The sequence below is a fragment of the Streptomyces sp. NPDC047108 genome, from assembly GCF_040643575.1.
In the GTDB taxonomy this organism is placed as follows: Bacteria; Actinomycetota; Actinomycetes; order Streptomycetales; family Streptomycetaceae; genus Streptomyces.
In genome coordinates this window covers 87,278-111,852 of the sequence record NZ_JBEYUP010000018.1, presented here as the reverse complement: position 1 = coordinate 111,852, position 24,575 = coordinate 87,278, and the positions used below count along the sequence as shown (strand labels likewise).

Below are 24,575 nucleotides of genomic sequence, written 5' to 3'. Positions count from 1 at the left end.
GGCGTCGGGGCCGGCCCGTGTTCGGGCCGGCCCCGACGTGTTCCCTGGGGAGGCTCTACCCGAACTGGCCCGGCTGGTAGTCGCCTGCGGGCTGCTGGATCATGACGTTCGCCCGGTTGAAGGCGTTGATGAGGGCGATCACGCTGACCAGGGCGGCCAGTTGCTCCTCGTCGTAGTGCCGGGCGGCATCGGCCCAGGCCTGGTCGGTGACCCCGCCGGCCGCATCGGCGATTCGGGTGCCCTGCTCCGTGAGTTCCAGCGCGGCCCGCTCGGCTTCGGTGAAGACCGTGGCTTCCCGCCACGCGGCGACCAGGTTCAGGCGTACGGCGGTTTCGCCGGCGGCCGCGGCGTCCTTGAAGTGCATGTCGGTGCAGTATCCGCACCCGTTGATCTGGCTGGCGCGGAGCTTCACCAGTTCCTGCGTCGCGGCCGGCAGCGTCGAGTCCCCGAGGACCTTGTCCGCCGCGATGACGTGGGTGAAGACCTTCCCCAGGGTCGGGCTGCCGAAGGCGTCCAGGCGGGCGCTCATGGTGATCTCCTCTGCCGTTGTCGGTGCTTGCCCCCTTACGACGGGCCGGCTCAGCGGAATGTGACACGGCCGCCGCCGACCTGCGGCCCCGGCAGCGCGGGCAGGGCCTGCGATCCGTGCCTCCGGCAGCGGGGAGGGGGCGGGCCCCTGGTCAGGACTCGTCGGCGAGGGGGCGGCGGCCCCAGGCGGAGATCATCGGTGAGGTGGCGAGATCGAGACGGCCGGCCGCGATGTTGGCGAGGTGCCGCTCGATCTCCTCGTCGGTGGCCAGGCCCGCGGCGAGGAGTTTGTCCCGCACCTGGTGGACGGTGGCGGCCTCGAGCACGCCGCACTGCGGTGAGGTGATCGGGAAGTAGGCGTCGGCCTCGACCTGCGTGAGCCCGGCCTGGCGCAGTAGTCGCGGCAGTTTACGCCCGTACGCGAGGTCGGCGCCGCGCTCCCGCAGCAGCGCGCGGAAACCGCGGCGCAACCGGTTGGCGAGTTCCTGCTCCGGGCCGTACTCGTCGGGGCAGATCAGCGGCTGCAACGCCGGGTCGGCGTCCTCGATCAGCAGCCACCCGCCGGGGCGCAGCGCTCGCGCCACGGAGCGCAGCACGGTGTCGCGGTCGGTGACATGGACGAGAAGCAGGCGGGCGTGGATCAGGTCGAAGGGGCCGGCGGGGGGTTCGTCGAGCGCGACGTCGTGGCGCAGCACCTCGACCCCGCCGATCCCCTCGGTGGTGGCCGCCCTGGTCCAGGAGAGGTCGATGTCCGTGGCCAGGACGCGGCCGCGGGGCCCCACGCGCCGGGCGAGCCACGCGGCGACGGCCGGTCCGCCCGCCCCGGCCTCCCAGCAGTGCCATCCCTCGTCGATCCCGACCCCTTCGAAGTGCCGGAACGTCGAGGCGTCGAAGAGAGCTGACAGAGCGTCGAAACGTGTGCCTGCCTCGGCCTGCTGGTTGTCCAGCAGATATCCCTCGTCCTGACCCATGAAGCGATCCTGTCACGCCCGGACGACGGTGCACTCTCCCGGCCGGAGCGCACACGGGGGTGTGCTTCCCCGCGGACACCCGCCACCGGCCGCCGTCCAGCGCACCGCCCGAGGGCGAGGCCGGACGGCAGCCGGTGTGCCGGCTCAGGTTGTGCGGTCGGTGCGTGCGGTCAGTCCGTGCGTCCAGGCAGCGCGGGAAGCGTTGAGCACGGTGACCAGCGCCTCGCCGAGACCGGTCGCCGATGCCGGGTTCTGTCCGGTCACCAGGCGGCCGTCGGTCACCACGTGGGCCTGGAAGTCGGGCGCCGACGTGTGCTTGGCGCCGCGCTGCTCGAGCTTGCTCTGCAGCGCGAAGGGCACCTGGTCGGTCAGACCTGCCGCGTCCTCCTCGCTGTTCGTGAATGCGGCGACGTTCTTGCCGTCCACCAGGTACGTGCCGTCCGAAAGCGTCAGGTTGACCAGGGCCGCGGGGCCGTGGCAGACCGCGGCCACCACGCCGCCCGCCTCGTAGATGTCCCGCGCGACACCCGTCAGAGCGGCGTTGAGGGGGAAGTCCCACATCGTGCCGTGGCCGCCGACGAAGAGGATCGCCTCGTAGTCGCCGGAGGTGATCTCCTCCGGGCGCGGGGTGTTGTCCAACTGCGCCGCCATTCGCGGGTCCTTGAGGAAGTCGGTCTGCGCCGCGTCGGAGGGCTCCTCTCCGTCCATCGGGGGCCGGCCGCCCTGGACCGAGACCAGGTCCACCTCGAAACCGGCGTCGGTGAGCGCCTTCCAGGGGTGGGCGGCCTCCGGCAGGTAGAAGCCTGTCTTCCTGCCGGTCTCGCCCAGCGTGTCGTGGCTGGTGAGGGCGAACAGGACCTTGCGAGGGGCAGACATGTGAACTCCAGGCGAGAGATAGGCGCGTGCTACGCGGAGAGATCACCGGAGCGGATCGCTGCGGCGCCTTCCGGTGCCGTCAACGTAGGCTGTCGAACCCATCGGAAACCAATGGGGAAACCCGTACTGTGTCATCGGAAATCCGATGGCATGAAAGGCGGACCGGCCGCGAGGAGCTCGCATGGACCTCTCCCTGCTCAGGACCTTCCTGGCCGCCTACCGCTCCGGCTCGCTCACCGCCGCCGCCCGCCAGGCCGGCCTCTCCCAGCCCACCGTGACGGCCCAGATCCGCACCCTGGAAGGACAGTTGGGGCAGCAGCTCTTCCGGCGCGTGCCCCGCGGAGTGACGGCCACGGCCGTCGCCGACGAACTCGCGGCGCAGATCGCACCCCACATCGACGCCCTCAGCCTCATCACCGAACGCGGCCTGACCCGCCGCGCCCCCTTCGCCAAGCCCCTCCATCTCGCCGGTCCCGCGGAACTCACCAGCACCCGGGTCGTCCCCGCACTCTCCGATCTGGTCGACCGGGGACTGAAGCTCCGCGTGACCCTCGGCCTGGCCGAGGACCTGCTCACCGGCCTGCGCGACGGACGGATCGACCTGGTCGTCTCCACCATCCGTCCCCGCAGCAGGGGCCTCACCGTCGCGCCGCTGGGCGACGAGGAGTTCGTGCTGGTCGGCGCACCCCGCTGGGCCGCCACGCTCGACCCCGAACGCCTCGCCCACGACGGCCCGTCAGCCCTCGGCGAGATCCCGCTCATCAGCTACGCCGAAGACCTCCCCATCATCCGCCGCTACTGGCACGCCGTTTTCGGCACACGCCTCACGCGCAGCCCCGCCGTCGTCGTCCCCGACCTGAGAGCCGTACGGGCCGCCACCGAGGCCGGAGCGGGCATCAGCGTCCTGCCCCGCTACCTCTGCACCGAACAGCTCGCCGGCGGCACCCTCGTGCCCCTGCTCGAGCCCGAGATCCCGCCGATCAACACCTTCTACCTGGCCTGCCGTTCCGGCACGGAGGACGCACCTCACATCGCGGCCGCACGCACCCGCCTGCTCCAGCAGGCCCGTACGTGGTGACGCAGGGAGTCGTAGCGTCGCCCTTGCCCTCATGGATGAAACGGAGCCGACACGGTAGTGGTCAGGTCGGCGTCCGCGGCGGCGTTCGTGGCCGGCGGGGGACGAGGTGGCTGATGACCACGGCATTGGCCACCGCCCCGAGAACGACCGCGCTCCAGTAGGCGGCCATCGACCCGTCGGGCAGCACCGGCGTCAGGAGGAGGCCGATGGGCGCGGTGATCAGCATCGCGTACACGGGGGGAGAGGCTGGCGTTGAGGTTCACTTCCCCCCGAAGTCCGACCACTGGCCGCCGCCCGGACCTGGCTGGACGCCCCGGCCGCCCGCTGGGACCAGTGAGTCGGGACTGGCCGAAGTCGCCGTGGAACTCGCCCGAGGCGACAAGCGGGACTGACCGTCACGGGCCCCGGTCCGCTGTCGGAAGTCGTATCGGATGTGGCGTTCCCGGCGCTGGAGGGCAGGGCCGTACCGCCGTAGCTTTCCGCTCATGGATCATCTGGACCCCTCCGATCGCCCTGGTCGCACCGATCTCCGGGAACACCCGGAGCACGCTCACGCGGATCACCTGAATCACCCGGATCTCCACGCCGACCTGGACGGGCTGCGGCTCCGCTACTGGCAGGCGGGGGACCACGGCACCCCGGTCGTCCTGCTGCACGCACTCGGGGCGTCCGTCGAGTTCTGGTCGCGTACGCTGCCGCGGCTCGCGGAGCACCACCGCGTCTTCGCCCTCGATCTTCCGGGATTCGGCAGGAGCGACAAGCCGCCGGTGCGCTACACGCCCGCCTTCCTCGCCGAAACGGTCTGGCGGTTCGCCGACGCCGTGGGTCTCGACCGCCTGCACCTGATGGGGAACTCCATGGGCGGGGCAGTCTCGATGGAGTGCGCGATCCAGAGCCCGGAGCGCCTGCACAGCCTCGTCCTGGTGTGCCCGGCGGGGCTCGGCCGAGCGGTCGGCCCCGGTCCGCGGACGCTCAGCGTCCCGTACGTCGGGGAGACGCTCACCCGTCCTGACCGAGCGGCCAGCAGGCGCTCGGTCCTCGGGTGCGTACACCGGCACTCGACCGTCCCGGACGGCCTCGTGGAGACGGTGTTCCGGCACTCCGCCGATGACGGCGCGGCACACGGACTCCTCGGCACACTCCGCGCGTTCGTCCGCCACGACGGCCAGCGCATGGAGGTCGTCGACCGCTACCGGGAGCGGCTCGCGCACCTCAACGCCCCCGTCCTCGTACTCACCGGCGAGAAGGACCGCATGATTCCTGCGGACTACCTCGACGTCGTCCGGGCCTACCCGAACGTCAGGACCCACGAGTTCGCCGACTGCGGCCACTACCCCCAACTGGAAGTGCCCGACGAATTCAGCCGCGTCGTCCTGCCGTTCCTCCACGACGCCGTGGGGGCGATCCGGGACTGAGGCCGCCGCCGGGCGTGGCCGACCGGCCCCCGCCCAGCGGGAAGCCGGTCGCCACGGCGCCCTTCGTGTACTCCTTCGCGGCCGTCGCTGCGTCCGTATCAGGCGAGGGCGGGCACCTCTTTGGGATTGGGCCCGTACGCGTTGGGGCCGGGCTGGCTGTCCTGGACGGCGAAGACCAGGAGGATCAGTTCGCCGATGACCGGGAGGAGCACGAGGAAGACCCACGCGCCCGAACGGCCTGTGTCGTGTACGCGGCGGCAGGCAAGGGCAAAGTGGGGCAGCAGGAGGCCGATGCAGTAGATCGTGAACAGGGCGGAGCCGGTGCCGGCCGCGAGGTCGGCCGCATACACCACAGCGCCGACGCACGCGCTGAGCAGGTGGAACATCCAGTAACTCTTGCGGCGCGCCCGCCCTCGGAAGTTCAGGGCGTTCTTGAACGGGTCGATGTACCAGTGCATGGGGGGATCTTTCGTTCGAGACGTGGGGGGTGTGGGTCATGTGCGACGAGCGGCAGCGGTGGTTGGTGGCTCCTCGTCGAGCCCCGAGGGAGCCTGGCGTCCACGAGCCGTGGGGTGGGGTCCCCGGCTCGGCTGAGGGTGCCTCCGGTGCGGTGCCGCTCACTTGACGGGGGACGGCGAACCAACTGGCGCGCGTGCACTCCACGAGGCGCGAATCGGTGACGACGCGTCAGAAGGTGCGTCGACACGCATACTTCGGTACGGGGCCCCGTTCGGGCCGTGCCTTTCCACCAGGAGACGGCAGTTGGGCAACGACGGGTGGCGGAACTACGGGCAGATCGCTGCCCCCCCCGCACGGTTGGTCGGGCCGCCCCGCGGAGTCAGTGCCTCGCGCCCGGCTGCCCATCCGTCCGCGTCATGGCCGTTCCAGGGAACGTACGTCAGCCGGCGAGCAGGGAATGTACGTCAGCCGGCGAGCGCGGCCTTCTCCGCGACGACGCTCTCCAGCGTCTGCGACCGCGCCATCGAGGGCTCGATGGCGACCCACAGCTGGTGCGCGTCGAAGTAGGCCTGGATGTACGACGCGCGGTCGCCGCGCAGCACGATCCTGTCGACGACTGGCCACGAGATGGCCTGTCCTGCCACCGTCGCGTGGATGGTCGAGTCGATGTAGAGGAGGTCGCCGCGCGCCGCCCAGCCCTCGGGGATCAGATGGAGGTCGGGGGCGCCGGCGAGCACGGTGCTCACGTAGCCCTCGATCTCGTCGCTGGCCAGCGGCCTCGCCATTCCGGGGTGAAGCAGGGTGGCGTCCTCGTGGAAGAGCTCCGGGAAGCGCTCGGCCCGGGGTCTCGCCCAGATCTCGGTGAACTTCTGTACGAAGCGTTCGGCATGAGGGGTCATGGGGTCTCCAGTGGTTCGTCCGATGCTCAGGCCGACCGTTCGGCCGACGGCCTGCACGGTACATACAGGTTGTATGTGAGGTCAACGTCGAGATCTGCGGATAATGTGCCGATGATGAGTTCCCAAGCGAAGAGCCGACGGGCCGAGGCGACCGAGGCAACCAGGGAAGCGCTGGTCGAGGCGGCGCGCGAGCTGTTCGCGGAGCGCGGCTTCAGCGCGGTGTCCACCGAGGAGATCGTCCGCAAGGCCCGTGTCAGCCGCGGCGCCCTCTACCACCACTTCACGGACAAGCGAGACCTGTTCCGGGCCGTGTTCGAGCAGGTGGAGCTCGAACTCGTCGATGTCTTCACCGCGGCGCTCACCGATGACGACCTCTGGACCGGAGTGATCGCATGCGTGGAGGCGTTCCTCGACGCCTGCGCCGAGGACCGGACCGTGCAGCGGATCGTCCTGCTCGAGGCGCCCTCCGTGCTGGGCTGGTCGGAGTGGCGCGAACTGGACGCGAAGTACGGTCTCGGCATCATCGTCGGCGCCCTCGAGGAGCTGATGGACCGCGGGATCCTGGAGCGGCGGCCCGTCCGGCCGCTCGCCCACATGCTCCTCGGTGCTCTGAACGAGGGGGCGATGCTCGTCGCCCACGCTGCTGACCACGCCGCGGCGCGGGCCGAAGCCGCGGAGACCCTCATCTACCTGATGGAGGGGCTTCGCCGGCCCTCCGCCTGAACCCGGGCCCTGCGGCGGCACGTTCGCAGTGCCTGGTTGAGCGCCCGCGCCCGCGTCCTCGTCGGCGACTCGGCGCGCCCCTCCCGGATCAGGACGCGGGTGAGGCAGGCGCCTGGGCGTTGGGGACGATCGGTGCGTCGCAGGTGAGCGAGTTGCCCTGGACCGGCCAGTATTCGCCCAGCGGACCCGTGCTCGGCGGCGCGTTGTTCACCAGCGGCTTTTCATCGCGCACCGCGGCGAACACCTGCTCTGCCTTCTCGTGGTCCCATTTCAGTGTGGATCCGATTCCTCTGATGTTCTGGTCGAAACCGCTGATCGGCACGGTTGCCAGTTCCACCGATGCCGGACTCAGATCGCGTAGAGAAAGGGCCAGTTCGAACAGCTCGGTGGCGCTGAAGCCTCGGCTGACAGGCTCCGTTCCGACGAAAGTCTCACTGAGCTTGCGCAACACGTCCGGTCGATTCAGAACGTCCTCCTGGGACATCTTCGTCAGAAAGGACATGAGGAAGCGCTGCTGGCGCTGGATTCGTCCCAAGTCGGCCTGGTGGTCGACCTTGCGTGAACGCACGTACTGCAAGGAGGGGCCGCCGGCTACGTGGTGAGTTCCCGGAGCGAGATCGAGGCCGGTGGAGGGGTCCTGCAGTGGCACCGCGGTACAGACGTCGACACCACCCAGGGTGTTGACGGTGTCCATGAAGCGCCGGAAATCGACCTGCAGGAACTTGTCGATCTTCAGCCCCGTCACCGACTCGACGGTCTGCAGGGTGAGATCCGCGCCGCCTTCCGCCCAGGCACCATTGATCTTCGACAGGTGGGGCGCGTGCTCGGCGTTGGTGCGGCGGTCGTGATGGGCCGGCAGCTCGACCAGTGAATCTCTGGGCAGACTGACGACATCGGCGCTCTTACGGTCGCCGGAGAGATGCACCACCATGATCGTGTCGGTGCAGTCGCAGGCCACGCCGCCCAGACGGAACGACTGCTTCTCCTCCGGGGTGATGAGGTTCCAGTCCCGGCTGTCCGTGCCGACCAGCAGGATGTTCATCGCTTCACCGGGCCCCTGGTCGGGCAGCAGGTGGGAGAACCAGCCACCAGGGTCGGTCGCGTCGCCCATCTGGCTCACGCCTGCCCCGAGGACAACGAGCGCGCCCATCGGGGCGAGCATCCTGAAACGTTCCCGCGTGCGGCCGGGTGTCCTGACAACCGAATCGGAACCGGACTCCTGAACTGGCACGGGGCTCGCTCCATTCGACCGCTGGAAAGGATCCCGAAACCATAAGCGGAATGCAGGTGCGCGCCGTGGAGGCAGCCCTCGGCGCGCTATGAAATACGTCATTTGCTCTAGTAGGGATACGGCCATGTTCCGCTGAGTCCCGGCCCGAGGGTCGCGGTATTCCGTGAGTGAATGCTTGACGTTCTTCTGCGGCCTTCTGAACATCGACATCGGTCTGGAGGACGATGGGGCGCAGGATGTCGAGAACGGCTTGGCGGGTCCGTCCCCCTTTTGCGGATGCGGTCACCGTGGCCGCACCACACCGAGGAGTCCTGGCATGACGATCCAGCGGATGGACAACGTCCTCATCGTTGTCGACGACCTTGACGCCGTTGTCGCGTTCTTCGTCGAACTCGGCATGGAACTGGAGGGCAAGCCGTACCCGATCGAGGGGCGTTGGGTGGAGCGCGTCATCGGGATCGACGGCGTCCGACAGGACATCGCCATGCTGCGGAGCCCGGACGGCCACGGCCGAATCGAGTTGGCCCGGTTCCACGCACCGAAGGCGATCAGCTCCCAGCCGGAGGATGCACCGGCCAACACGTTGGGCATGAGGCGCATCATGTTCGCCGTCGACGACATCGACGACGTCGTTGCCCGCCTGCGCACCCACGGCGCCGAACTCGTCGGGGAGTTGGCGCAGTACGAGGACGTCTTCCGGCTCTGCTACGTCCGCGGCCCTGAGGGCATCGTCGTCGGACTGGCCGAGCAGCTCAGCTGAGGGCCGCCGAAGGGACCGTGCGCGCACAGAACCGTCCGGGCACGCCCGACGAACTCACCGAACAGTGACTGGCGGTCTGGAGACCTTCCACTCCGCGTCCGGCCGGCCCCCGCCGCGGCGCCAGGATCGGGACGCTCCTTCAGTACGTCGTCGGTCGCGCATGGAGTGCTGTCGCGAGGGGGGCCACGTCGTTCGCCACATAACGATCTTGGACACCTCGTTCTCGCACTCCGCGGCACTCCTCGGACCACACCACAGTGCTCGTGGTGTCGGGTCGGCGCTTCGCCAGGGCTCGGGCGCGGGGCGGACCGCCCCGACGCCCCCCACCGCTTCGGGAGCATTCCGCAGGGCTCAGGTCAGCGGCCCGAGATTCCGTGCTCCGACCGCGTCCCGTCCGCCACCCCGGAAGGACCGGGCGGGGTGGCGGACGAGATGCCCGGCAGGCGGCGCCAGCCCTTGACGCGGGCGCGTTCCAGCAGCGTCGGGTCCTCGCCCACGACCACGGGATGCCCGACCTGGCTCAGCAGGTCCAGGTCGGAGGCGTGGTCCCCGTACGCGTGGCACTCCCCGGCACGCAACCCCCGGTCGCGCAGCACCTCCGTCACCGCCGCCGCCTTGCCCGCCCCGATCCGTACCTGGCGCACCTCTCCGGTGTAGCGGCCGCCGGATGTCTCCGGGACCGTGCCGAGCGCCACGTCCGCGTCGACGTGGCCCGCGACCGGGTCCAGGCAGGCGGAGAAGGACCCGGAGACCAGCACGATCAGGTCCCCGTTCGCGCGGTGCCGGCGCAGAGCCCGCAGCACCGGCTGGTGGAACAGACCGCCGGCGCGCAGCCCGTCGTCGAACCACCGCTGCCCGGCGGCCGCCACATCGGCCACCCGCTGGCCCGCGAACAACCGGTAGTACGCGCGGTTGGAGGCTGCCCGGCCACCCGGGCCGGCGGCGGTGTCCTTGAGAGCGGATACCGCCTCCTCCGCCTCGGCCTCGGGGCAGCCGATCCACCCGTAGTAGGCGCGCAGGAACGAGAGCATGCTCTTGCGCGTGATCAGTGTTTCGTCGACGTCGAAGAAGGCCGCGCGGCCCCCCGACCGCGCGGCACCCGTCGTCCGCTCCGCCCCTTCGGCTGTCACCGTGTTCCTCCCCTCCCTCTGGTCCGGTGCGTACGTCAGTAGCGCGAGCCGACCGCGACCGGTACGCCGTCCAGCTCGGCCAGGTCCGCATCCCCGAGCCGGAGGTCGGCCGCCTCGGTGTTCTCGCGCAGATAGCGCGAGTTCTTGGTGCCGGGGATGGGGATGACGTGCTCGCCCTGGGCGAGGGTCCAGGCGATGGCGACCTGAGCCGGTGTGGCACCGTGCCGCCCGGCGACGGCGCGCACGACGTCGACGATGCGACCGTTGGCCGTCAGCGCCTCGTCCTGGAAGCGCGGGCTGGAGGCCCGGAAGTCGCTCTGCTCGAACTGCTCGGTACGCGTGTAAGCGCCGGTCAGGAAGCCCCTCCCGAGGGGCGCGAAGGGAACGAAGGCGACGTCGTTCCGCGCGCACCAGCCGACCATGTTCTCCGCCGGGGGCAGTCCGGCCAGTTCGTCCCCGGCCCGGCCCAGCGGTTCGCGCGTCCACAGAGACAGCTCCGACTGCACGGCAGCGACCGGGTGTTGGCGGTGCGCCTCGGCGGCCTGCGCGATGCTCACCTCGGACAGGCCGATCCGCCCGACCTTGCCCGCCTCGACGAGTCCGGCCATCGCTCCCCAGGTCTCGGCGAGCGGCACATCGGGGTCGGCGCGGTGCAGATACAGCAGGTCGATCGTGTCGGTGTCCAGTCGCCGCAGGCTCGCCTCGACCGCCACCCGAACGCGTTCGGGCCGGCCGTCCCGGTGCATCGCGCGGGTGGCCAGATCGTCCACCACCAGCCCGCACTTGGTGGCCAGCACCACCTCGTCACGGCGCCCGGCGAGGGCCTTGCCGAGCAGCCGCTCGTTGTGACCGTCGCCGTAGACGTCGGAGGTGTCGAAGAACGTGACACCGAGGCCGACGGCTTCGGCGATGATCCGTACGGACTCCTCGTCGTTCCGTTGCCCCTCGGCGTAACCCCAGCTCATGCCCATGCAGCCGAGGCCCAGGGCGCTGACGGGGGGTCCGGAGGCCCCGAGCTTGCGCTGTTCCACGTGTTTTCCTCACTTCTTCGCCGGTCTGTGGCGGTCGGTGTCCGGGAGCCGGTCCCTGTCAGCCGATCACTGCGTCCGTGTCGGCCGTGACCGACGCGCCGACACGGGCGAGGGTGCGGCGCAGCCGTACGGGGTCCAGGCGCGGATCGATGGCGGCGATGTGCCCGTCGGGCCGCACCACGACCGCGCGCGGAGCCGATCCGAGGAACTTCTTGAGGGCCGGCCAGGCCGAGACGTCCCGCACGGGATGATGCGGGGCCAGTGCCGCGCGCAGCGTCGCGCAGCGCTCCTCCCACCGGACGCCGCGCGAGCCGCCCGCCCAGGCCAGAACGGTCAGGCGGTCGTCGGCGACGGTGGGCCAGGCGCTGTGGCCGGCGTCCTCGTCGCCGTCGGGTACGAAGACGGGCAGCCGCTCGCCCACGCCCAGGGGGCGGAGCCGCCAGCTGATGTCGGCCTTCACGTTCTCCCGGTCCGAGGCGTAGTTGACGGTGAGTTGGCTCATCAACGGCGCCACCAGGCGCTGGAACGCACCGGTGACTCCCGCCCCGCGCACGAAGGTGTCGCGCAGCGCGACCTTCGCGGGCTGCTGGACGAGGCCCCAGGAGGTCTGCTTGGCGGTGACGAGGGAGACGCGTTCGGCGGAGTGGCGGCGCTCGGGGTCGTAGGAGTGCAGGACCCGTGCATCGAGGGTGCCCCGTATCAGGCCGCCCAGTTTCCAGCCGAGGTTGACCGCGTCCTGGATTCCGGTGTTCATGCCCTGCGAACCGGCCGCGCTGAAGATGTGCGCCGCGTCCCCGACGAGGAAGCAGCGGCCGGAGCGGAAGGTGGCGGCGGTCCGGCGACGGGCACGGAAGACGGTCGTCCACTTCAGCTCGCCCAGCTTGGCCGGGAAGGGCACGACGCGGTCCAGGTTCTCCTGGAACAGCTCGCGCGGAGGCGCGTCCTCGTCGTTCCACACCGGGACGCTGCACGCGACGCGGAACGTGCCGTCGCCGAAGGGCGCGAGCCCCATGGCGCCACCCGCGTTGTAGCAGTACACCATCTCGTCGGGCGGCAGCGGGCCGTCCAGCGGACCGTCGCCGATGGCGAACAGCACATCGGCGCCCTGTCCTTGGAACTCGATGCCCAGCAGCCTGCGTACGGCGCTGTGCGAGCCGTCGGCGCCGATCAGCCACGAGGCCCGCATCTCCTCCGTGGTGCCGTCCGGGCGCCGCAGCGTCGCCGCCGGCCGGTCCCCGGAGTTGTCGAGACCTACCAAGGAGGTCTCCGACTCGACGTGGCCGCCGAGTTCGACGAGCCGCTTGCGGATGACGTCCTCGGTCTTCCACTGCGGGGTGCACAGCCCGTACGGGTACGGGGTGTCGTCCAGCCGGCTCATCTCGATGGCGCCGAGGCGGCGGCTGCCGGAGTAGTAGGAGACGGCGTCGATGTGCTTGCCGGTACGGGAGAGTTCGTCCGCGACGCCGATCCGGCGCATCAGCTCCAGGCTGCGCGGCCACATGATGACGGCGCGGGAGTGGACGGTCGTGCTGGGCGCGGCGTCGATGATCCGCACCGGAATCTGCTGGCGCAGCAGATCGCAGGCGAGGACCATGCCGACCGGTCCGGCGCCGACCACCAGGACGGGCTCGGAGGCTGTCACGCTGTGCTGTCCGGGGCTCATCGCCCTTCCCTTCCACGGGGGTCCGCTGTGTCGAGGTGAGGAGTGCCGGTGCGGGGTCGCCGGACCACCGCGCAGGACCAGGTGAATCCGCCGCCGGCGCTGAGGACCGCGGCTGCCTCGCCGGGGGCGAGCGCGTGCCCGGCACCACTGCTGTCCCCGTCCCCGGCGAGCAGGGCGAGGTTGGCGAGCATGTCGCCCGCTCCCAAGTGGCCGGTGTCGTGGCCGACATCCACGGCGGGGGAGTCGGTGACCTGGGCGACGGCGGGGACGTACGCGGCCTCCAGCGCCGTCCGGCCGATCCGCGGCAGCAGCACCGCGCGCAGCCCGGAGCCATCGTCCATGCCCGCTTCGTGCAGGGCCTGCCGGAGGACGGACGGGACGCGCTGCTGCACCGTCTTCGCGAAGTGCTCCTTGCCGTTGTCCTGCAGGAACGCTTTCTTGGTACGGCGGATGTCGACCACGTCGCTGTGCTCGCGCGGCGCCGGGCTGAAGGGATCCCGGCCGCGGTGCATGGTCTCCATGACGGGCGAGGCCGCCGTCACGAGGGAGAGCAACTCCAGTCCGTTGCTGCTCTCCGGCGCGGCGGAGTGCAGTACGGCGGCGGTCCCGCCGTCGCCGTACCAGAGGCCGTAGTCGCCGCGCCAGCGGTCGAAGCCGGGCGCACAGAAGCGGTCGGCTGTCGTGACCACGGCCGTACGGGTCGTGGGGTCGGCCAGCAGCCGCGCCGCGGCCAACTCCAGTGCGCAGGCGCCGCCGTTGCACATCTGCTGCACGCCGACCGGCAGCGCGCCGAGCGCACCCGTGCGGTGCGCGACATAGTGCGCTGGCGACCAGAAGTCGTGGCCCTGGTGGTAGGTCCAGGCGTGCACCAGCAGGCCGACGTTCCCCGGATCCTCGCCCGTGGCTGTCAGTGCGCGGTGTGCCGCGAGGACCGCCATGTCCGGCGGGGCGTACGTGTGCGAGACGGGCAGCTGCCGGTAGCCGGTCACCGGCACGTCGTCCGGGGCGAGCCGCCCGGACTCCACGGCCTCCGTGACCGTCTCGACGGTGTCGGGCAGCCAGGTGGCAGCGGAGCCGATGGACAGCGGTCGGTGGAGCTTCACCGGGCGGCGTCCCGGTGTGCGTCCGGACCGGTCGCGGTGAGCGTGAACTCGGCCTCGGCGAGCGTCTCTTCCCGCTGCTCGAAGGTGACCCGCAGGCGCTGCGCCGCCCCGTCCGCACCGGAGTGCCCATCCGAGTTCGCAGCGGAGCCGGCGCCGGTGTCCGCTCCGGTGTCGGCACCTGTGTCCGCCCGGTGGGCGGTCAGGATCAGCGGACTGTCGAGTTCCGCGTAAGCGCGGAAGGAGGCGTCCAGGCCGGTCAGCGTCCATGACGCGCCGGGTGTGCGGCCCCATTCGCCCGCGGCGAGCACGCTCAGCTGCCGGCCCGCCTCCATGAGGACCATGCCGGGGAAGTGGTCCAGCGGGTGGTCGAAGAGGCTGGGGTGTTCACCGGCGGGGCGCAGTCGCGCGCTGACGCGGTCCTCGTCGACCACCGGGTCCACCAGGACGACGTTCTCCTCGCGGGACCGTCCGACGCGAAGCGGAGGGACGGGTGTTCCGTCCCGGTGGTGCCGGAAGGCGTCCGAGGTGGGCGGCGTGCTGCCGCGGCTCCGGCTGCGCATCGCCGCGTACGTGCCGCCGGGCAGGTAGGCCACGCGCAGCCGGACCTCCCCGCTGTGCCGGCCGGCGACGTACAGGTCCATGACGTACGTCGTCCCCAGCAGCGTGTCCTCCCGCCACCGGGAGTCGCACGTGGTGACGTCCATGGTGAACTCGACGGGACCGGAGCCGGGCCGGGGCCCCGGGCCGACGGGGGACTCGCGGTCACGCGAAGCGTCACCGGACAGCTCCATCGACCAGGACCGGAGAACGAAGACGGTGTCGCGCGGTGCCCCGAAGTGCGCGTGGACGGCATGGGTCTCCGCCTGCCGGCAGCATTCGAGGAGCAGCAGCGGGTCGGCGGCGTCGACGACCCCGGGCGCGGTGTGGTCGGTCCAGTAGGCGTGCGACGGGGGGAGTTGGGCCGCCGCCACGAAATGCTCGCCCGTCACCTTCCTGCTGTCCGTCAGAAACAGCTCGGACAACGCCTCGCGATGCACCAGGTCTTTCGGGACCGTGCGCGAGAAATCAAGGCCGGAGAGCTTCTCTCGCACATCGGCCGACTCGGCGGCGACTGTCACTCCTTCTCCCTTCCCCTGAGGGGCACTTGAGGGCGTGAATGCGGTGTATTCGATGTGATGACGATGCTGGCGGACACCGCTGGCCTCCCGCTCACGTCGTCCTCATGCGCGGCGTGAGCAGTCCATGACCCGCCTCTGTGCCGCTGATGAAGGCCACTCAAGTGAGGTCGTGCAGGATGAGTTCACGTGAGCCGCCGAACGTCCGCATGAGTTCACGTGAGCCGCCGAATTTCCGTACCACGGCGAGACTTCCGCACCACGGCAAGAAAGGGAGGAATTCAGATGAGCTTTTCCGGGAACGGCGCACCACAGGCCGTTTTTCCCTTCCCGGTGAGGAATGACGGGACCCCCCGATGAGCCGCGCCGCGGTGCTCGCCGGTGTCGGCGCCTGGTTACCGGAGACCGTGGTCACCAACGACGAGTTGGCCCGCCACCTGGACACCTCCGACGAGTGGATCCTCACACGCACCGGGATACGCCGGCGTCGCGTCATCGCCCCGGGCGAGTCCACGGGTTCCCTCGCCGTGGAAGCCGGGCGGCGCGCGCTCAAGTCGGCCGGGACGGACGAGGCCGGGGTGGTCGTCGTCGCCACCAGCACACCGGACCGGCCGTGCCCGGCGACCGCACCCGAGGTGGCGAGCCGGCTCGGACTCACCGGTGTTCCCGCCTTCGACATCGCCGCTGTGTGCACCGGATTCGTCTACGCCCTGGGCACGGCCGCAGGGCTCATCACCTCCGGCATGACGGACTCCGTCCTGGTCATCGGCGCGGACACCTTCTCCACCATCCTCGACCCCGAAGACCGCACCACGCGTGCGGTGTTCGGGGACGGCGCGGGGGCCGTGCTGCTGCGCGCGGGTGAGCCCGGTGAGCCGGGCGCCCTGGGCGGGCTGCACCTCGGAAGCGACGGGACCCGCAGCGAGCTGATCGAGGTGCCCGCGGGCGGATCACGTCAGCGCGCCTCGGGCATATCGGCGGCCGAGGCGGGCGCGTACTTCACCATGCGAGGGAAGGCCGTCTTCTCCGAGGCCGTACGCAGGATGACCGACGCCGTCGAAGCGACCGCCCACGGCCTCGGCCGGACGCCCGGCGACGTGGACCGATTCGTCCTGCACCAGGCCAACGCCCGCATTCTGGCGGCCGTCGCGGACCGTATGGGGCTGCCCGCCGAGCGATTCGTCTCCAACATCGCGGACGTCGGCAACACCGTCGCCGCGTCCATACCGCTCGCCCTGGCGGACGGCGTCGCCGACGGCGTACTGCGCCCTGGGCATCACACCGTGCTGGCCGGGTTCGGAGGCGGCCTGACCTGGGGCGCGATCGGTCTCGTCTGGCCGGACGTCACCCCCGTCTGAGCGGGTTCGGCACAGCCGGCCCGGAACACCCGGACACCACGCGGCACGTCACGATGTCGCCGGGTCAGCACGTCCACATCTTCCGCACCATTCACCCCGCACTCGAGGAGGATCCCCATGCAGGTCATCGAGGAACGCGTCGCCGGCATTCTTTCCGGCCAGTTCAAGGTGAAGAGGGACGTCATTTCCCCGGACGTCACCTTCCACAAGCTCTCCTTCGACTCTCTCGTGCTCATCGAGCTGAGCCTCGTCCTGGAAAAGGAATTCCAAGTGGCCCTGGAAGAAGGCGATCTCACCGATCAGCTCACCATACGCGACGTCGCAGACCTCCTCTCCGGCAAGGGCGCGGTGGTGTGATGCCGGCCGGAATCGCGGTCACCGGCCTCGGGCTGGTCACTCCCGCCGGAATCGGTGTCGCAGGGAATTGGGAACGTCTGCTCTCGGGCCGTTCCTGCGCCACCCGCGACGAGGCCCTGAGCGGAATGCCGGTGGACTTCTCGGCACGCGTGCCGGATTTCGACGCGGACGACGTTCTGGGCGGCTTCTCCTCGTGGCAGCATGAGCGGTTCGTCCAACTGGGGCTCGCCGCCTCGCGCATGGCGATCGAGGACGCGGGATGGGACAGCGGTACCTGGGACGGCACCCGCGTGGGCATCGTGCTCGGCAACTCACTCGGCGGCGCCGCGACGCTCGAGGAGCAGTACGACGTGCTCCGCGAGGCGGGACCCGGCCGGGTCTCCCCGCTGACGATCACGAAGTACATGCCGAACATGCTCGCCGGCTCCATCGCGATCGACTGCCACGCCACCGGGCCCGGTCTCGCCGTCGGCACGGCCTGCGCGTCGGGTGCCACAGCCGTCGGTATGGCCCGTGACCTGCTGCGATCCGGAGCGTGCGACATCGTGCTGGCCGGGGCGAGCGAGTCCGCGCTCACGCCGACGGTGATGGCCGGACTGACGAAGATGGGCGCGCTGTCCCGGCACCGCGAGGCACCCGAGTACGCCGGACGCCCCTTCGACGCGGAGCGGGACGGGTTCGTGGCGGCCGAGGGCGCCGGCGTACTCGTCCTCGAACGAGCCGAGGACGCGCAGGCGCGCGGCGCAGGCGTCCGCGCGCTCGTCCAGGGATACGGGGCCTCCTCGGACGCCCACCACGCCACCGCCCCGGAACCGGAAGGCCGGGGCATCGAGCAGGCGTTGCGGCTGGCACTGGAGGACGCCGACATCGCCCCCGGGGACGTCGACCACGTCAACGCGCACGGCACCTCCACCCCCATGAACGACGTGATCGAGGGCCGCATGCTCCGCCGGGTCCTGGGCCCGCGCCCGGCCGTCACCTCGACGAAGGGCGTGACCGGCCACGCCTTGGCCGCCGCCGGTGCCCTGGAGGCCGCGTACACGGTGCTGGCCGTGCAGCACGGCACCGTACCGCCGACGGCGAACCTCAAGAACCAGGACCCGGAGATCGAACTGGACGTGGTCTCCGGCGAGCCGCGCCGTACCCGCATCGACGCGGCCGTCAGCACCTCACTGGGCTTCGGCGGCCACAACGCGGCGCTCGTCCTCACCCCCGCGTGACCGCGGCGCACGCCACGACAGACATGGAAGGGAACACGATGAACCGTTCGGTCTTCGTCACCGGCGGCAACAGGGGCATCGGCGCCGCCGTCGCCGCCGCCTTCGCGGCCGCCGGGGACAAGGTCGCTGCCAGCCACCGCTCGGGCATCCCGCCGGAGGGGGTGCTGGGGGTACGAGCGGACGTGACGGCGCCGGGCGAGGTGGAGAAGGCCCTGCGCGAGGCGGAGGCGGCGCACGGCCCGGTCGAAGTGGTGGTGGCCAACGCCGGCATCACCCGGGACCGGCCCGCACTCCGCATGTCGGACGAGCACTTCGAGGAAGTGCTCCGCACCAATCTCACGGGCGCCTTCGCCACCGCACGCGCCGCGCTCAAGAGCATGCTCCCGGCACGGCGCGGCCGCGTCATCCTGCTCTCGTCGGCGCTGGGCTTCCTCGGCTCGCCCGGACAGGCCAACTACGCGGCCTCCAAGGCCGGTCTGGTCGGCATGGCGCGTTCGCTGGCCTGGGAACTGGGGGATCGTGGCATCACGGTGAACGTGGTGGCTCCCGGCATCATCAAGACGGACATGACGGAGCCGCTGTCCGAGAAGCGTATGGCGGACCTGATGCGGATGACACCGCTCGGCCGCCCGGGCACGGTCGACGAGGTCGTGGCCGCCGTCCGCTTCCTGGCGAGCGAGGAGGCCGGCTACATCACCGGTGCGGTGCTTCCGGTCAGCGGCGGCATCGGTATGGGGCACTGACCGGGCCGACCGGTCCGGTACCTGAATCGCGTAGCCACCGACCGGCGGAAGGGAGGAACCACACCATGTCTCCGAGCGCGACCGGCGGCGGCTGGACGGATCTGATGCGTCCGGCCGCCCAGGAGGCACCCGCCGCCCGCGTCCTCGTCTTCCCGCACGCGGGCGCCGGTCCGCTGCGCTATCGCGCCCCGCTGTCGCGGCTGCCGGACGATGTGGAGCTGATCGGCGCCACCCTGCCGGGGCGGGAACGGCGTGCCGTCGAGCCGCTGACCACCTGTGCGGTCGAAGCCGTCGAGGGGGTGGCGGGGGAGCTGCGCCGACTGCCGCCGGCACCGACCGTTCTGTACGGGCACAGCCTGGGCGGGCTGCTCGCCGTCGCGGTCGCCGATCTGGCGGGGGAGGGGCCCGCCCGTGTGAACTGCGATGCGGTGATGGTGAGTTGCGCGCTGCCCGGAGCGCGTACACCTCTCCAGCTGGAAGACGTCCTCGCCCTGCACGGTCTGCCGGCGGGGGCGCTCCGCGAGAGCGAAGGACCTGACAGCTGCGGCGACGTCACCCGACTCGGCCGGGACGCACGCGTGCTGGCGCACGACCTGTCCCTGTCCCTGCGGGCGTTGACGGCGGTGCGCGACGCGCGCCTCACCGTGCCGCTGACGGCCCTCGCCGGGCGCGACGATCAGCTCGTCCCCGCTGGGACCCTGCCGCAGTGGGCGGCCTTCACCCGAGCCGAATACCGTCAACACCTGGTGGCGGGCGGGCACTTCTTCCCCTTCGCCCCCTCCGGTACGGACGTCCTGCTGGCCGAGCTCGATGCCGCCCTGCACGCGGCCGTCACACCCGGATGCCGCCCTGCGGCACCGCGGGTGTGAGCGAGTCGTCCGAGACGAGGATCGCCTTCTGCAGTTCCCGCAGTCGTGCGGAGGGTTCGAGGCCGATGCCTTCGGCGAGTGCGCTGCGCAGCGATTGGTAGACCGAGAGAGCGTCGTTCCGCCGCCCGGTGCGGTCGAGCGCGATCATCAGGCACTCGTGGAACATCTCGTCGTACGGGTGGAGCGCCGCCAGTGCGCGCAGCTCCCCGACCACCTCGTACCGGTGCAACTGCAGGTCGAGGGAGATCCGTTTGCGCAGCACCGCCTTGCGGTTCTCCTCCAGGCGCATCACATGGGACTGGAGGACGGGACCGGTCGGCAGGTCGGCCAACGGCTCGTCACGCCACAGGTCCAGGGCGCACCGGATGAGCGCCGACGCCTCCGCGAGGTCGCCGGCTGCCTCCGCCGCGTCGGCCTCGGCCACCAGCGCGTGATAGCGGCGCACGTCGAACTGGTCGTCCTGAGCGGCCAGTCGGTAGCCGGTCTGTTCCGTGACGAGGATCTGCTTGGCGCGGGCGCTGCCGGTGTCGCCGGGCAGTGTCCTCCCCAGATGCTTGCGGATCTGCATGACGTAGTTCTGCAGGCTGGTGGTCGCGCTTCTGGGGGAACGAGCGCCCCACACCTCGCGCTCCATCGCGTCGGTCTGCACGACCCGTCCCGGGTTGAGGACCAGCAGGGCGAGCACCTTTCTGGCCTTGGGCGCCGCCGGCACCACGGATTCACCGTTCATGGTGACGCGCAGCGACCCGAGCACGTTGGCGATCATCCGTCCCCCTCCTCAACGCTCCACGATCCGCGGCCCGTTGTCTTGCCGGACATGATTCTCAACTACGTATAGTCAAGTGCATCCTTGAATGCAAGTCTAGATTTGCCTTCGAGTCTCCGTATCGGAACCACCCTTTCAGCGAACAAAGCGGACAGGAACTCCGTACCGTGCAGTGCTCCAGCGTTCAATCGACCAGCACATAAGTGCACTTGAGGCGAAGATTACTCACTGTGCCAATCTTGGACTCGGGTGGCAGCATGGGCGGCGACATGTCCACGTTGTGAAGAGGGACTCGATGCAATACGGACGACACGACGGCACGAGCGCACTCGCGGTCATCGGCATGGGGTGCAGGTTCCCCAACGCGCGGAGTGTGGAAGAGCTCTGGGACCTGCTGGTGGGGAACGAGGACGCCGTCACGGAAGTCCCGGCGGACCGTTTCGACGTCGACCCGGTGTACGACCCTCTGCCCGGCACGCCGGGCAGGACAGCCTCCCGCCACGGCGGCTTCCTCGACGACGCGTTCGGCTTCGACGCCGCCTTCTTCGGAATCGCACCGGTCGACGCCGAAAGCATGGATCCGCAGCAGCGCCTGCTGCTCCACGTGGTCTGGGAAGCCCTGGAGGACGCGGGACTGACCCCGGACCGCTTGGCAGGAAGCCGTACGGGTGTCTTCGTCGGGCAGGCGACATCCGACTACGCCGAGCAGGCCGGGGCCGACCAGGACCGGCCCGGGGGAGCGGGCCGGCCCATGGCAGGGGCGCCGGGGCAGGCCCTGCGAGACGCCGTCGGACAGCGCATCCGGGCCGCCACCGCGGGGCGCGTCTCGTACGCACTCGATCTCCGCGGACCCAGCCTGGTGATCGACACGGCCTGCTCGTCCTCACTGGTGGCCGTGCACGCCGCGCGGCAGAGCCTGCTCACCGGCGAGAGTGACCTGGCCGTCGCCGCCGGCGTCAACCTCCTCCTCTCCCCGCGCGACGCGGTCGCCTACTCCGAGGGCGGCATGCTGTCCCCCGGCGGGCGCTGCCGCTTCGGCGAGGCCACCGCCGACGGCTTCGTCCGCAGCGAGGGCGTCGGCACCGTCGTCCTCAAGCGGCTCGACGACGCCCTGCGGGACGGCGACCCCGTGCAGGCCCTCGTGCTCGGCAGCGCCGTCACCAACGACGGCCGCGCGAGCGGCCTGCTGCTCCAGCCGTCCGTCGAAGGGCAGGCGGACATGGTGCGCGAGGCGTGCCGGAGCGCGGGGATCCGCCCGCAACAGCTGGACTACGTCGAGGCCCACGGCACCGGCACACCCATCGGCGACGAGGTCGAACTCCGCGCCCTGGCCGAGGCCACAGGGGAAGGCCGAGCCCCGGAACGGCCGCTGCTGACCGGATCGTTGAAGACCAACATCGGCCACGCCGAAGCAGCCGCCGGCATCGCCGGACTCATCAAAGCGGTCCTGACGATCCGACGGGGCGTCATACCGGCCTCGCTCCATCTGAAGCGCCCGCACCCGGTGTTGGCCGACGAAGGACTCCCCGTCGAGATCGTCACCACGAACCGCCCGCTGGCGAGAGCGCACGGGGAAGCACTCCTCGGAGTCAGCTCCTTCGGCCTGTCCGGCACCAACGCCCATGCCGTCATCGGTGAGTACGTCGCACGGCCGGCCGGTCGGCACACACATACGCGGTCCCACCTGAACCCGGACCAACCGGCTGCGGGGAGGGCCACCGGTCCGCAGCTGCTGGTGCTGAGCGCCCGCTCGCCCGCCGCCCTGCGCCGGACGGCCGGCCGGTACGCGGATCACCTGAGCCCGCACGGGCGGGGGCGTGTCAGCTCACTGCAGGACATCTGCGCAACCGCGGCCACCCGCCGGGCCGCCCACCCCCACCGGCTCTGGGTGGTCGGCGCATCGCACGACGACCTCGCGCACAAGCTGCGCACCCTGGCCGACGGGGAAGCCATCACCGACGGCGGTGTCGACGACGCCGGTTACGGACCGGGCGGCTACGGAGCCGAGAAGCCCACCACCTTCGTGTTCGCCGGGCAGGGCTCGCAGTGGGCGGGCATGGCCCGGGACCTGCTCGCGGCCTCCCCGGCCTTCCGCGCCGAACTCGATCGCTGCGACCAGGCGATCCGCGCCGAACTCGGCTGGTCCGTACGCGCATTGCTGGAGGACCCGCCGGAGAACCCGCCCACCGGCGTCGCCACGGTGCAACCCGCCCTGTGGGCCGTCCAGGTGTCCCTGGCCGCCCTGTGGCGGGACCTGGGGGTGGGCCCACGGCTGTGCATCGGGCACAGCATGGGCGAGGCGGCCGCCGCGTACGTCTCCGGCGCCCTGTCCCTGCCGGACGCGGCCCGCGTCATCTGCCGCCGCAGCACACTGATGGAACGCGCCGCCGGGCACGGGGCGATGCTCGCCGTCGAACTCTCCGCCGAACAGGCGCAGGAGACCGTCGCACGCCACGACGGCGCCGTCTGCGTGGCCGCCGAGAACGCACCGACCTCCTGCGTACTCGCCGGAGACCCCGCCGCGTTGGACCGGATCGCGAAAGAGCTGGACGAGCGCGGCGTCCTCAACCGCAGAATCCGCGTCGACGTCGCCTCGCATTCCCCCGATGTGGAACCGCTCCGCGACGAACTCCGCGAGCAGCTGGCCACCCTCGCACCGACCGATACAGCCGCGGTCACGAGCATGCTCTCGACCGTACGCGCCACCACCGTCCGCGGCCCCGAACTCGACGGCGCCTACTGGGCGGAGAACCTCCGCCGCACCGTCCGCTTCGCCCCCACGCTGCGCGCCGCGGCGCAGCACGGCGACAGCGTCTTCGTCGAGGTCGGCCCCCACCCGCTGCTCCTCACCGCGATCGAGGACACACTCGCCGAAGCCGGCCTCGACGGCACCGCGGTGGGCACGATGCGGCGGGACGAGGACACCCGGACGGGAATACTCCGCGCGGCGGGCCGGATCTTCGCCGCGGGCGGCGCGGTGGACTGGACGCGCTGGTACGGGGACCGGCACCGCGCCGTGCCGCTGCCTTCCTACCCGTGGGAGGCGGTGCATTACCGCCGTACGGGCGCGGGCGCCGCCGCGGGAGCCGGCAGGAAGGCATACGCCGGCCCGGGCAGGGCCGAACGCCGGGTGCGGCCGGTCGACACCAGTGCCTGGCGCACGGAGGCGTGGGCGGAGGGCGTCTCCGTGCAGGGCGTGACACCCGTACCGCCGGTCGTCCACTGCGTCACGCTGCTGGACGCGGCGCGGGAGGTCCTACGTGAGGAGCAGGGTGGAAAGGACGGGCCACTGGCGCTGGAGGACGTGGCGCTGGAGGCCGGCGAGCTGCTGACGCCGGACATGCTCGGAGACGCGGACGTGCGGGTGGCCTTCGAAGGCGACGCGGCGGCGGTGGAGTTCCGCGCCGGCCCGGAGAACGCGTGGCGGCGGTGCGTCACCGCGCGCCCTCGCCTCCTCCCGGCCGAGCAGCCGGAAGAGGAGCCGCAGGAACTGCTGCGGACGCTGGACCGGGCGCTGGAGCGCTGCCGGGAGTACGTGTCGGAGGACCGGTTCCATGCGCGGGCCGCCGCGCGCGGCGTCGTCGTCGGGGAGCCTTTCCGCGCGGTGGAGCAGTTATGGCGGGACGACGGTGTGGCGGTCGCCCGCATGCGGAAGCCGAAGGTGCCGGGGCCCGCTGCCTGGGAGGCCGCGCTGCTGCCGTTGCTCGCCACGGACGACGAACTCGGAGCGCCCGCGGCGTTCGCGTCCGTGCGGCTGTTCACGCAACTCCCGGACGCCTTCTGGACGGTGTGCCGCCTCAAGCGGGCCGAAGACGATGGCGTGCAGCGTGCCGATGTCCTTCTCATGACCCAACTGGGCCGTCCTGTCGCCCGCTTCGACGGGATACGACTGCAGCGTGCGCCGGAGCAGACGGCGGGCAGCACGCAGTACGCCGTCCACGCCCACGGAGGCGTCTCCACCCCGCCGGCCGGCCACCGCAGCCCGCGAACAGCCCTGGCAGCGGCGGCCGCCGCGACCCTGGGCATGTCGCAGAACGACCTGGATCCGCGCCGGCCGCTGCGCGACCTGGGGCTCGACTCACTGATGGCGGCCCGGCTGCGCCATCGGCTGCGCCGCGAACACGGCATCGAGATCACGGCGGGCCGCTTGCTGAGCGGCGAGAGCGTCGACACCCTCACCCGGAACCTGGGGGCGGGGACGCCGGCATGAACGACGGGGCGTCACAGGGCAGTTCGGCCCGAGGAGCCGCCCGCTTCCGGGTGAGGGTAGAGCGAGAACT

23 protein-coding genes are annotated in these 24,575 nt (G+C 71.1%); 10 read left to right on the top strand and 13 right to left on the bottom strand.

All coding sequences use genetic code 11. The features are described 5' to 3' along the window. Positions 1-55: 55 nt before the first annotated feature. From ABZ822_RS26655 to ABZ822_RS26645, 3 genes are all read right to left on the bottom strand, one after another. A complete protein-coding gene (locus ABZ822_RS26655; RefSeq protein ID WP_360859359.1) occupies positions 56-529 on the bottom strand; it encodes a carboxymuconolactone decarboxylase family protein in 474 nt (157 codons plus the stop codon). A 151-nt stretch (positions 530-680) separates the two neighbouring features. Beyond that, a complete protein-coding gene (locus ABZ822_RS26650; protein ID WP_360859357.1) occupies positions 681-1,499 on the bottom strand; it encodes a methyltransferase domain-containing protein in 819 nt (272 codons plus the stop codon). 144 nt (positions 1,500-1,643) lie between these two features. Then, the gene (locus ABZ822_RS26645) at positions 1,644-2,375 is read right to left on the bottom strand and encodes a type 1 glutamine amidotransferase domain-containing protein (protein ID WP_360859354.1); all 732 of its coding nucleotides are present in this window, start codon (positions 2,373-2,375) and stop codon (positions 1,644-1,646) included. A gap of 181 nt (positions 2,376-2,556) precedes the next feature. Between ABZ822_RS26645 and ABZ822_RS26640 the strand changes: the two genes are divergently transcribed. Next, entirely contained in the window at positions 2,557-3,453 is an 897-nt protein-coding gene (locus ABZ822_RS26640; RefSeq protein ID WP_360859352.1) for a LysR family transcriptional regulator, read from the top strand. 61 nt (positions 3,454-3,514) lie between these two features. Here ABZ822_RS26640 and ABZ822_RS26635 read toward each other — a convergent pair whose 3' ends face one another. Next, positions 3,515-3,688 (bottom strand): hypothetical protein, encoded by a 174-nt coding sequence (locus tag ABZ822_RS26635; protein WP_360859349.1) that lies wholly within the window; start codon positions 3,686-3,688, stop codon positions 3,515-3,517. A gap of 250 nt (positions 3,689-3,938) precedes the next feature. Here ABZ822_RS26635 and ABZ822_RS26630 point away from each other — a divergent pair, with 250 nt between their 5' ends. Next, positions 3,939-4,868, top strand: coding sequence for an alpha/beta fold hydrolase (locus tag ABZ822_RS26630; RefSeq protein WP_360859346.1), 930 nt, complete (start codon positions 3,939-3,941; stop codon positions 4,866-4,868). 98 nt (positions 4,869-4,966) lie between these two features. On the opposite strand, the gene ABZ822_RS26625 is transcribed toward ABZ822_RS26630, so the two are convergent. Together ABZ822_RS26625 and ABZ822_RS26620 are read right to left on the bottom strand one after the other, a co-directional pair. After that, complete coding sequence (locus tag ABZ822_RS26625; RefSeq protein WP_360859343.1) at positions 4,967-5,326, bottom strand: DUF805 domain-containing protein; 360 nt, start codon at positions 5,324-5,326, stop codon at positions 4,967-4,969. Positions 5,327-5,791: 465 nt separating this feature from the next. After that, a complete protein-coding gene (locus ABZ822_RS26620) occupies positions 5,792-6,226 on the bottom strand; it encodes a nuclear transport factor 2 family protein (RefSeq protein ID WP_360859340.1) in 435 nt (144 codons plus the stop codon). A 111-nt stretch (positions 6,227-6,337) separates the two neighbouring features. Between ABZ822_RS26620 and ABZ822_RS26615 the strand changes: the two genes are divergently transcribed. Next, positions 6,338-6,949, top strand: a complete 612-nt coding sequence (locus tag ABZ822_RS26615; protein ID WP_360859337.1) for a helix-turn-helix domain-containing protein — start codon at positions 6,338-6,340, stop codon at positions 6,947-6,949. Positions 6,950-7,037: 88 nt separating this feature from the next. Here ABZ822_RS26615 and ABZ822_RS26610 read toward each other — a convergent pair whose 3' ends face one another. Then, on the bottom strand, positions 7,038-8,180 hold the full coding sequence (locus ABZ822_RS26610; RefSeq protein WP_360859334.1) for an LCP family protein: 1,143 nt from the start codon (positions 8,178-8,180) through the stop codon (positions 7,038-7,040). 316 nt (positions 8,181-8,496) lie between these two features. On the opposite strand from ABZ822_RS26610, the gene ABZ822_RS26605 reads away from it, so the two are divergent. Further along, a complete protein-coding gene (locus ABZ822_RS26605) occupies positions 8,497-8,940 on the top strand; it encodes a VOC family protein (protein WP_360859331.1) in 444 nt (147 codons plus the stop codon). Between the two features lie 356 nt (positions 8,941-9,296). On the opposite strand, the gene ABZ822_RS26600 is transcribed toward ABZ822_RS26605, so the two are convergent. Genes ABZ822_RS26600 through ABZ822_RS26580 form a run of 5 tightly spaced genes read right to left on the bottom strand, consistent with a single transcriptional unit; the run spans position 9,297 to position 14,985 of the window. Then, entirely contained in the window at positions 9,297-10,070 is a 774-nt protein-coding gene (locus tag ABZ822_RS26600; RefSeq protein WP_360859328.1) for an HAD-IB family hydrolase, read from the bottom strand. Between the two features lie 35 nt (positions 10,071-10,105). Next, the gene (locus ABZ822_RS26595; protein ID WP_360859325.1) at positions 10,106-11,101 is read right to left on the bottom strand and encodes an aldo/keto reductase; all 996 of its coding nucleotides are present in this window, start codon (positions 11,099-11,101) and stop codon (positions 10,106-10,108) included. A 58-nt stretch (positions 11,102-11,159) separates the two neighbouring features. Continuing rightward, entirely contained in the window at positions 11,160-12,764 is a 1,605-nt protein-coding gene (locus tag ABZ822_RS26590; protein WP_360859322.1) for an FAD-dependent monooxygenase, read from the bottom strand. Next, positions 12,761-13,867, bottom strand: a complete 1,107-nt coding sequence (locus ABZ822_RS26585) for a 3-oxoacyl-ACP synthase (RefSeq protein WP_360859320.1) — start codon at positions 13,865-13,867, stop codon at positions 12,761-12,763. The genes ABZ822_RS26590 and ABZ822_RS26585 overlap by 4 nt, the downstream gene beginning before the upstream one ends. Next, complete coding sequence (locus ABZ822_RS26580; protein ID WP_360859317.1) at positions 13,864-14,985, bottom strand: AfsA-related hotdog domain-containing protein; 1,122 nt, start codon at positions 14,983-14,985, stop codon at positions 13,864-13,866. The genes ABZ822_RS26585 and ABZ822_RS26580 overlap by 4 nt, the downstream gene beginning before the upstream one ends. Before the next feature lie 353 nt (positions 14,986-15,338). Here ABZ822_RS26580 and ABZ822_RS26575 point away from each other — a divergent pair, with 353 nt between their 5' ends. The 5 genes from ABZ822_RS26575 (at position 15,339) to ABZ822_RS26555 (ending at position 19,529) form a co-directional block, all read left to right on the top strand. Then, positions 15,339-16,340, top strand: a complete 1,002-nt coding sequence (locus tag ABZ822_RS26575) for a beta-ketoacyl-ACP synthase III (protein WP_360859315.1) — start codon at positions 15,339-15,341, stop codon at positions 16,338-16,340. A 117-nt stretch (positions 16,341-16,457) separates the two neighbouring features. Beyond that, positions 16,458-16,697: an acyl carrier protein gene (locus tag ABZ822_RS26570; protein ID WP_360859312.1), complete on the top strand. Its 240-nt coding sequence runs from the start codon at positions 16,458-16,460 to the stop codon at positions 16,695-16,697. Then, positions 16,697-17,917 carry a beta-ketoacyl-[acyl-carrier-protein] synthase family protein gene (locus tag ABZ822_RS26565; protein WP_360859309.1) on the top strand — a complete coding sequence of 407 codons (1,221 nt, stop codon included), beginning with the start codon at positions 16,697-16,699 and terminating at the stop codon, positions 17,915-17,917. Before ABZ822_RS26570 ends, ABZ822_RS26565 begins: the two co-directional genes overlap by 1 nt. A 38-nt stretch (positions 17,918-17,955) precedes the next feature. After that, positions 17,956-18,660 carry an SDR family oxidoreductase gene (locus ABZ822_RS26560; protein WP_360859306.1) on the top strand — a complete coding sequence of 235 codons (705 nt, stop codon included), beginning with the start codon at positions 17,956-17,958 and terminating at the stop codon, positions 18,658-18,660. 65 nt (positions 18,661-18,725) lie between these two features. After that, the gene (locus ABZ822_RS26555) at positions 18,726-19,529 is read left to right on the top strand and encodes an alpha/beta fold hydrolase (protein ID WP_360859303.1); all 804 of its coding nucleotides are present in this window, start codon (positions 18,726-18,728) and stop codon (positions 19,527-19,529) included. Here the strand turns inward: ABZ822_RS26555 and ABZ822_RS26550 are convergent. Next, positions 19,492-20,295: an AfsR/SARP family transcriptional regulator gene (locus ABZ822_RS26550; RefSeq protein ID WP_360859300.1), complete on the bottom strand. Its 804-nt coding sequence runs from the start codon at positions 20,293-20,295 to the stop codon at positions 19,492-19,494. The two genes, ABZ822_RS26555 and ABZ822_RS26550, sit on opposite strands and share 38 nt — an antisense overlap. A gap of 295 nt (positions 20,296-20,590) precedes the next feature. On the opposite strand from ABZ822_RS26550, the gene ABZ822_RS26545 reads away from it, so the two are divergent. After that, positions 20,591-24,505 (top strand): beta-ketoacyl synthase N-terminal-like domain-containing protein, encoded by a 3,915-nt coding sequence (locus ABZ822_RS26545; protein WP_360859298.1) that lies wholly within the window; start codon positions 20,591-20,593, stop codon positions 24,503-24,505. The last annotated feature ends 70 nt before the right edge of the window (positions 24,506-24,575 follow it).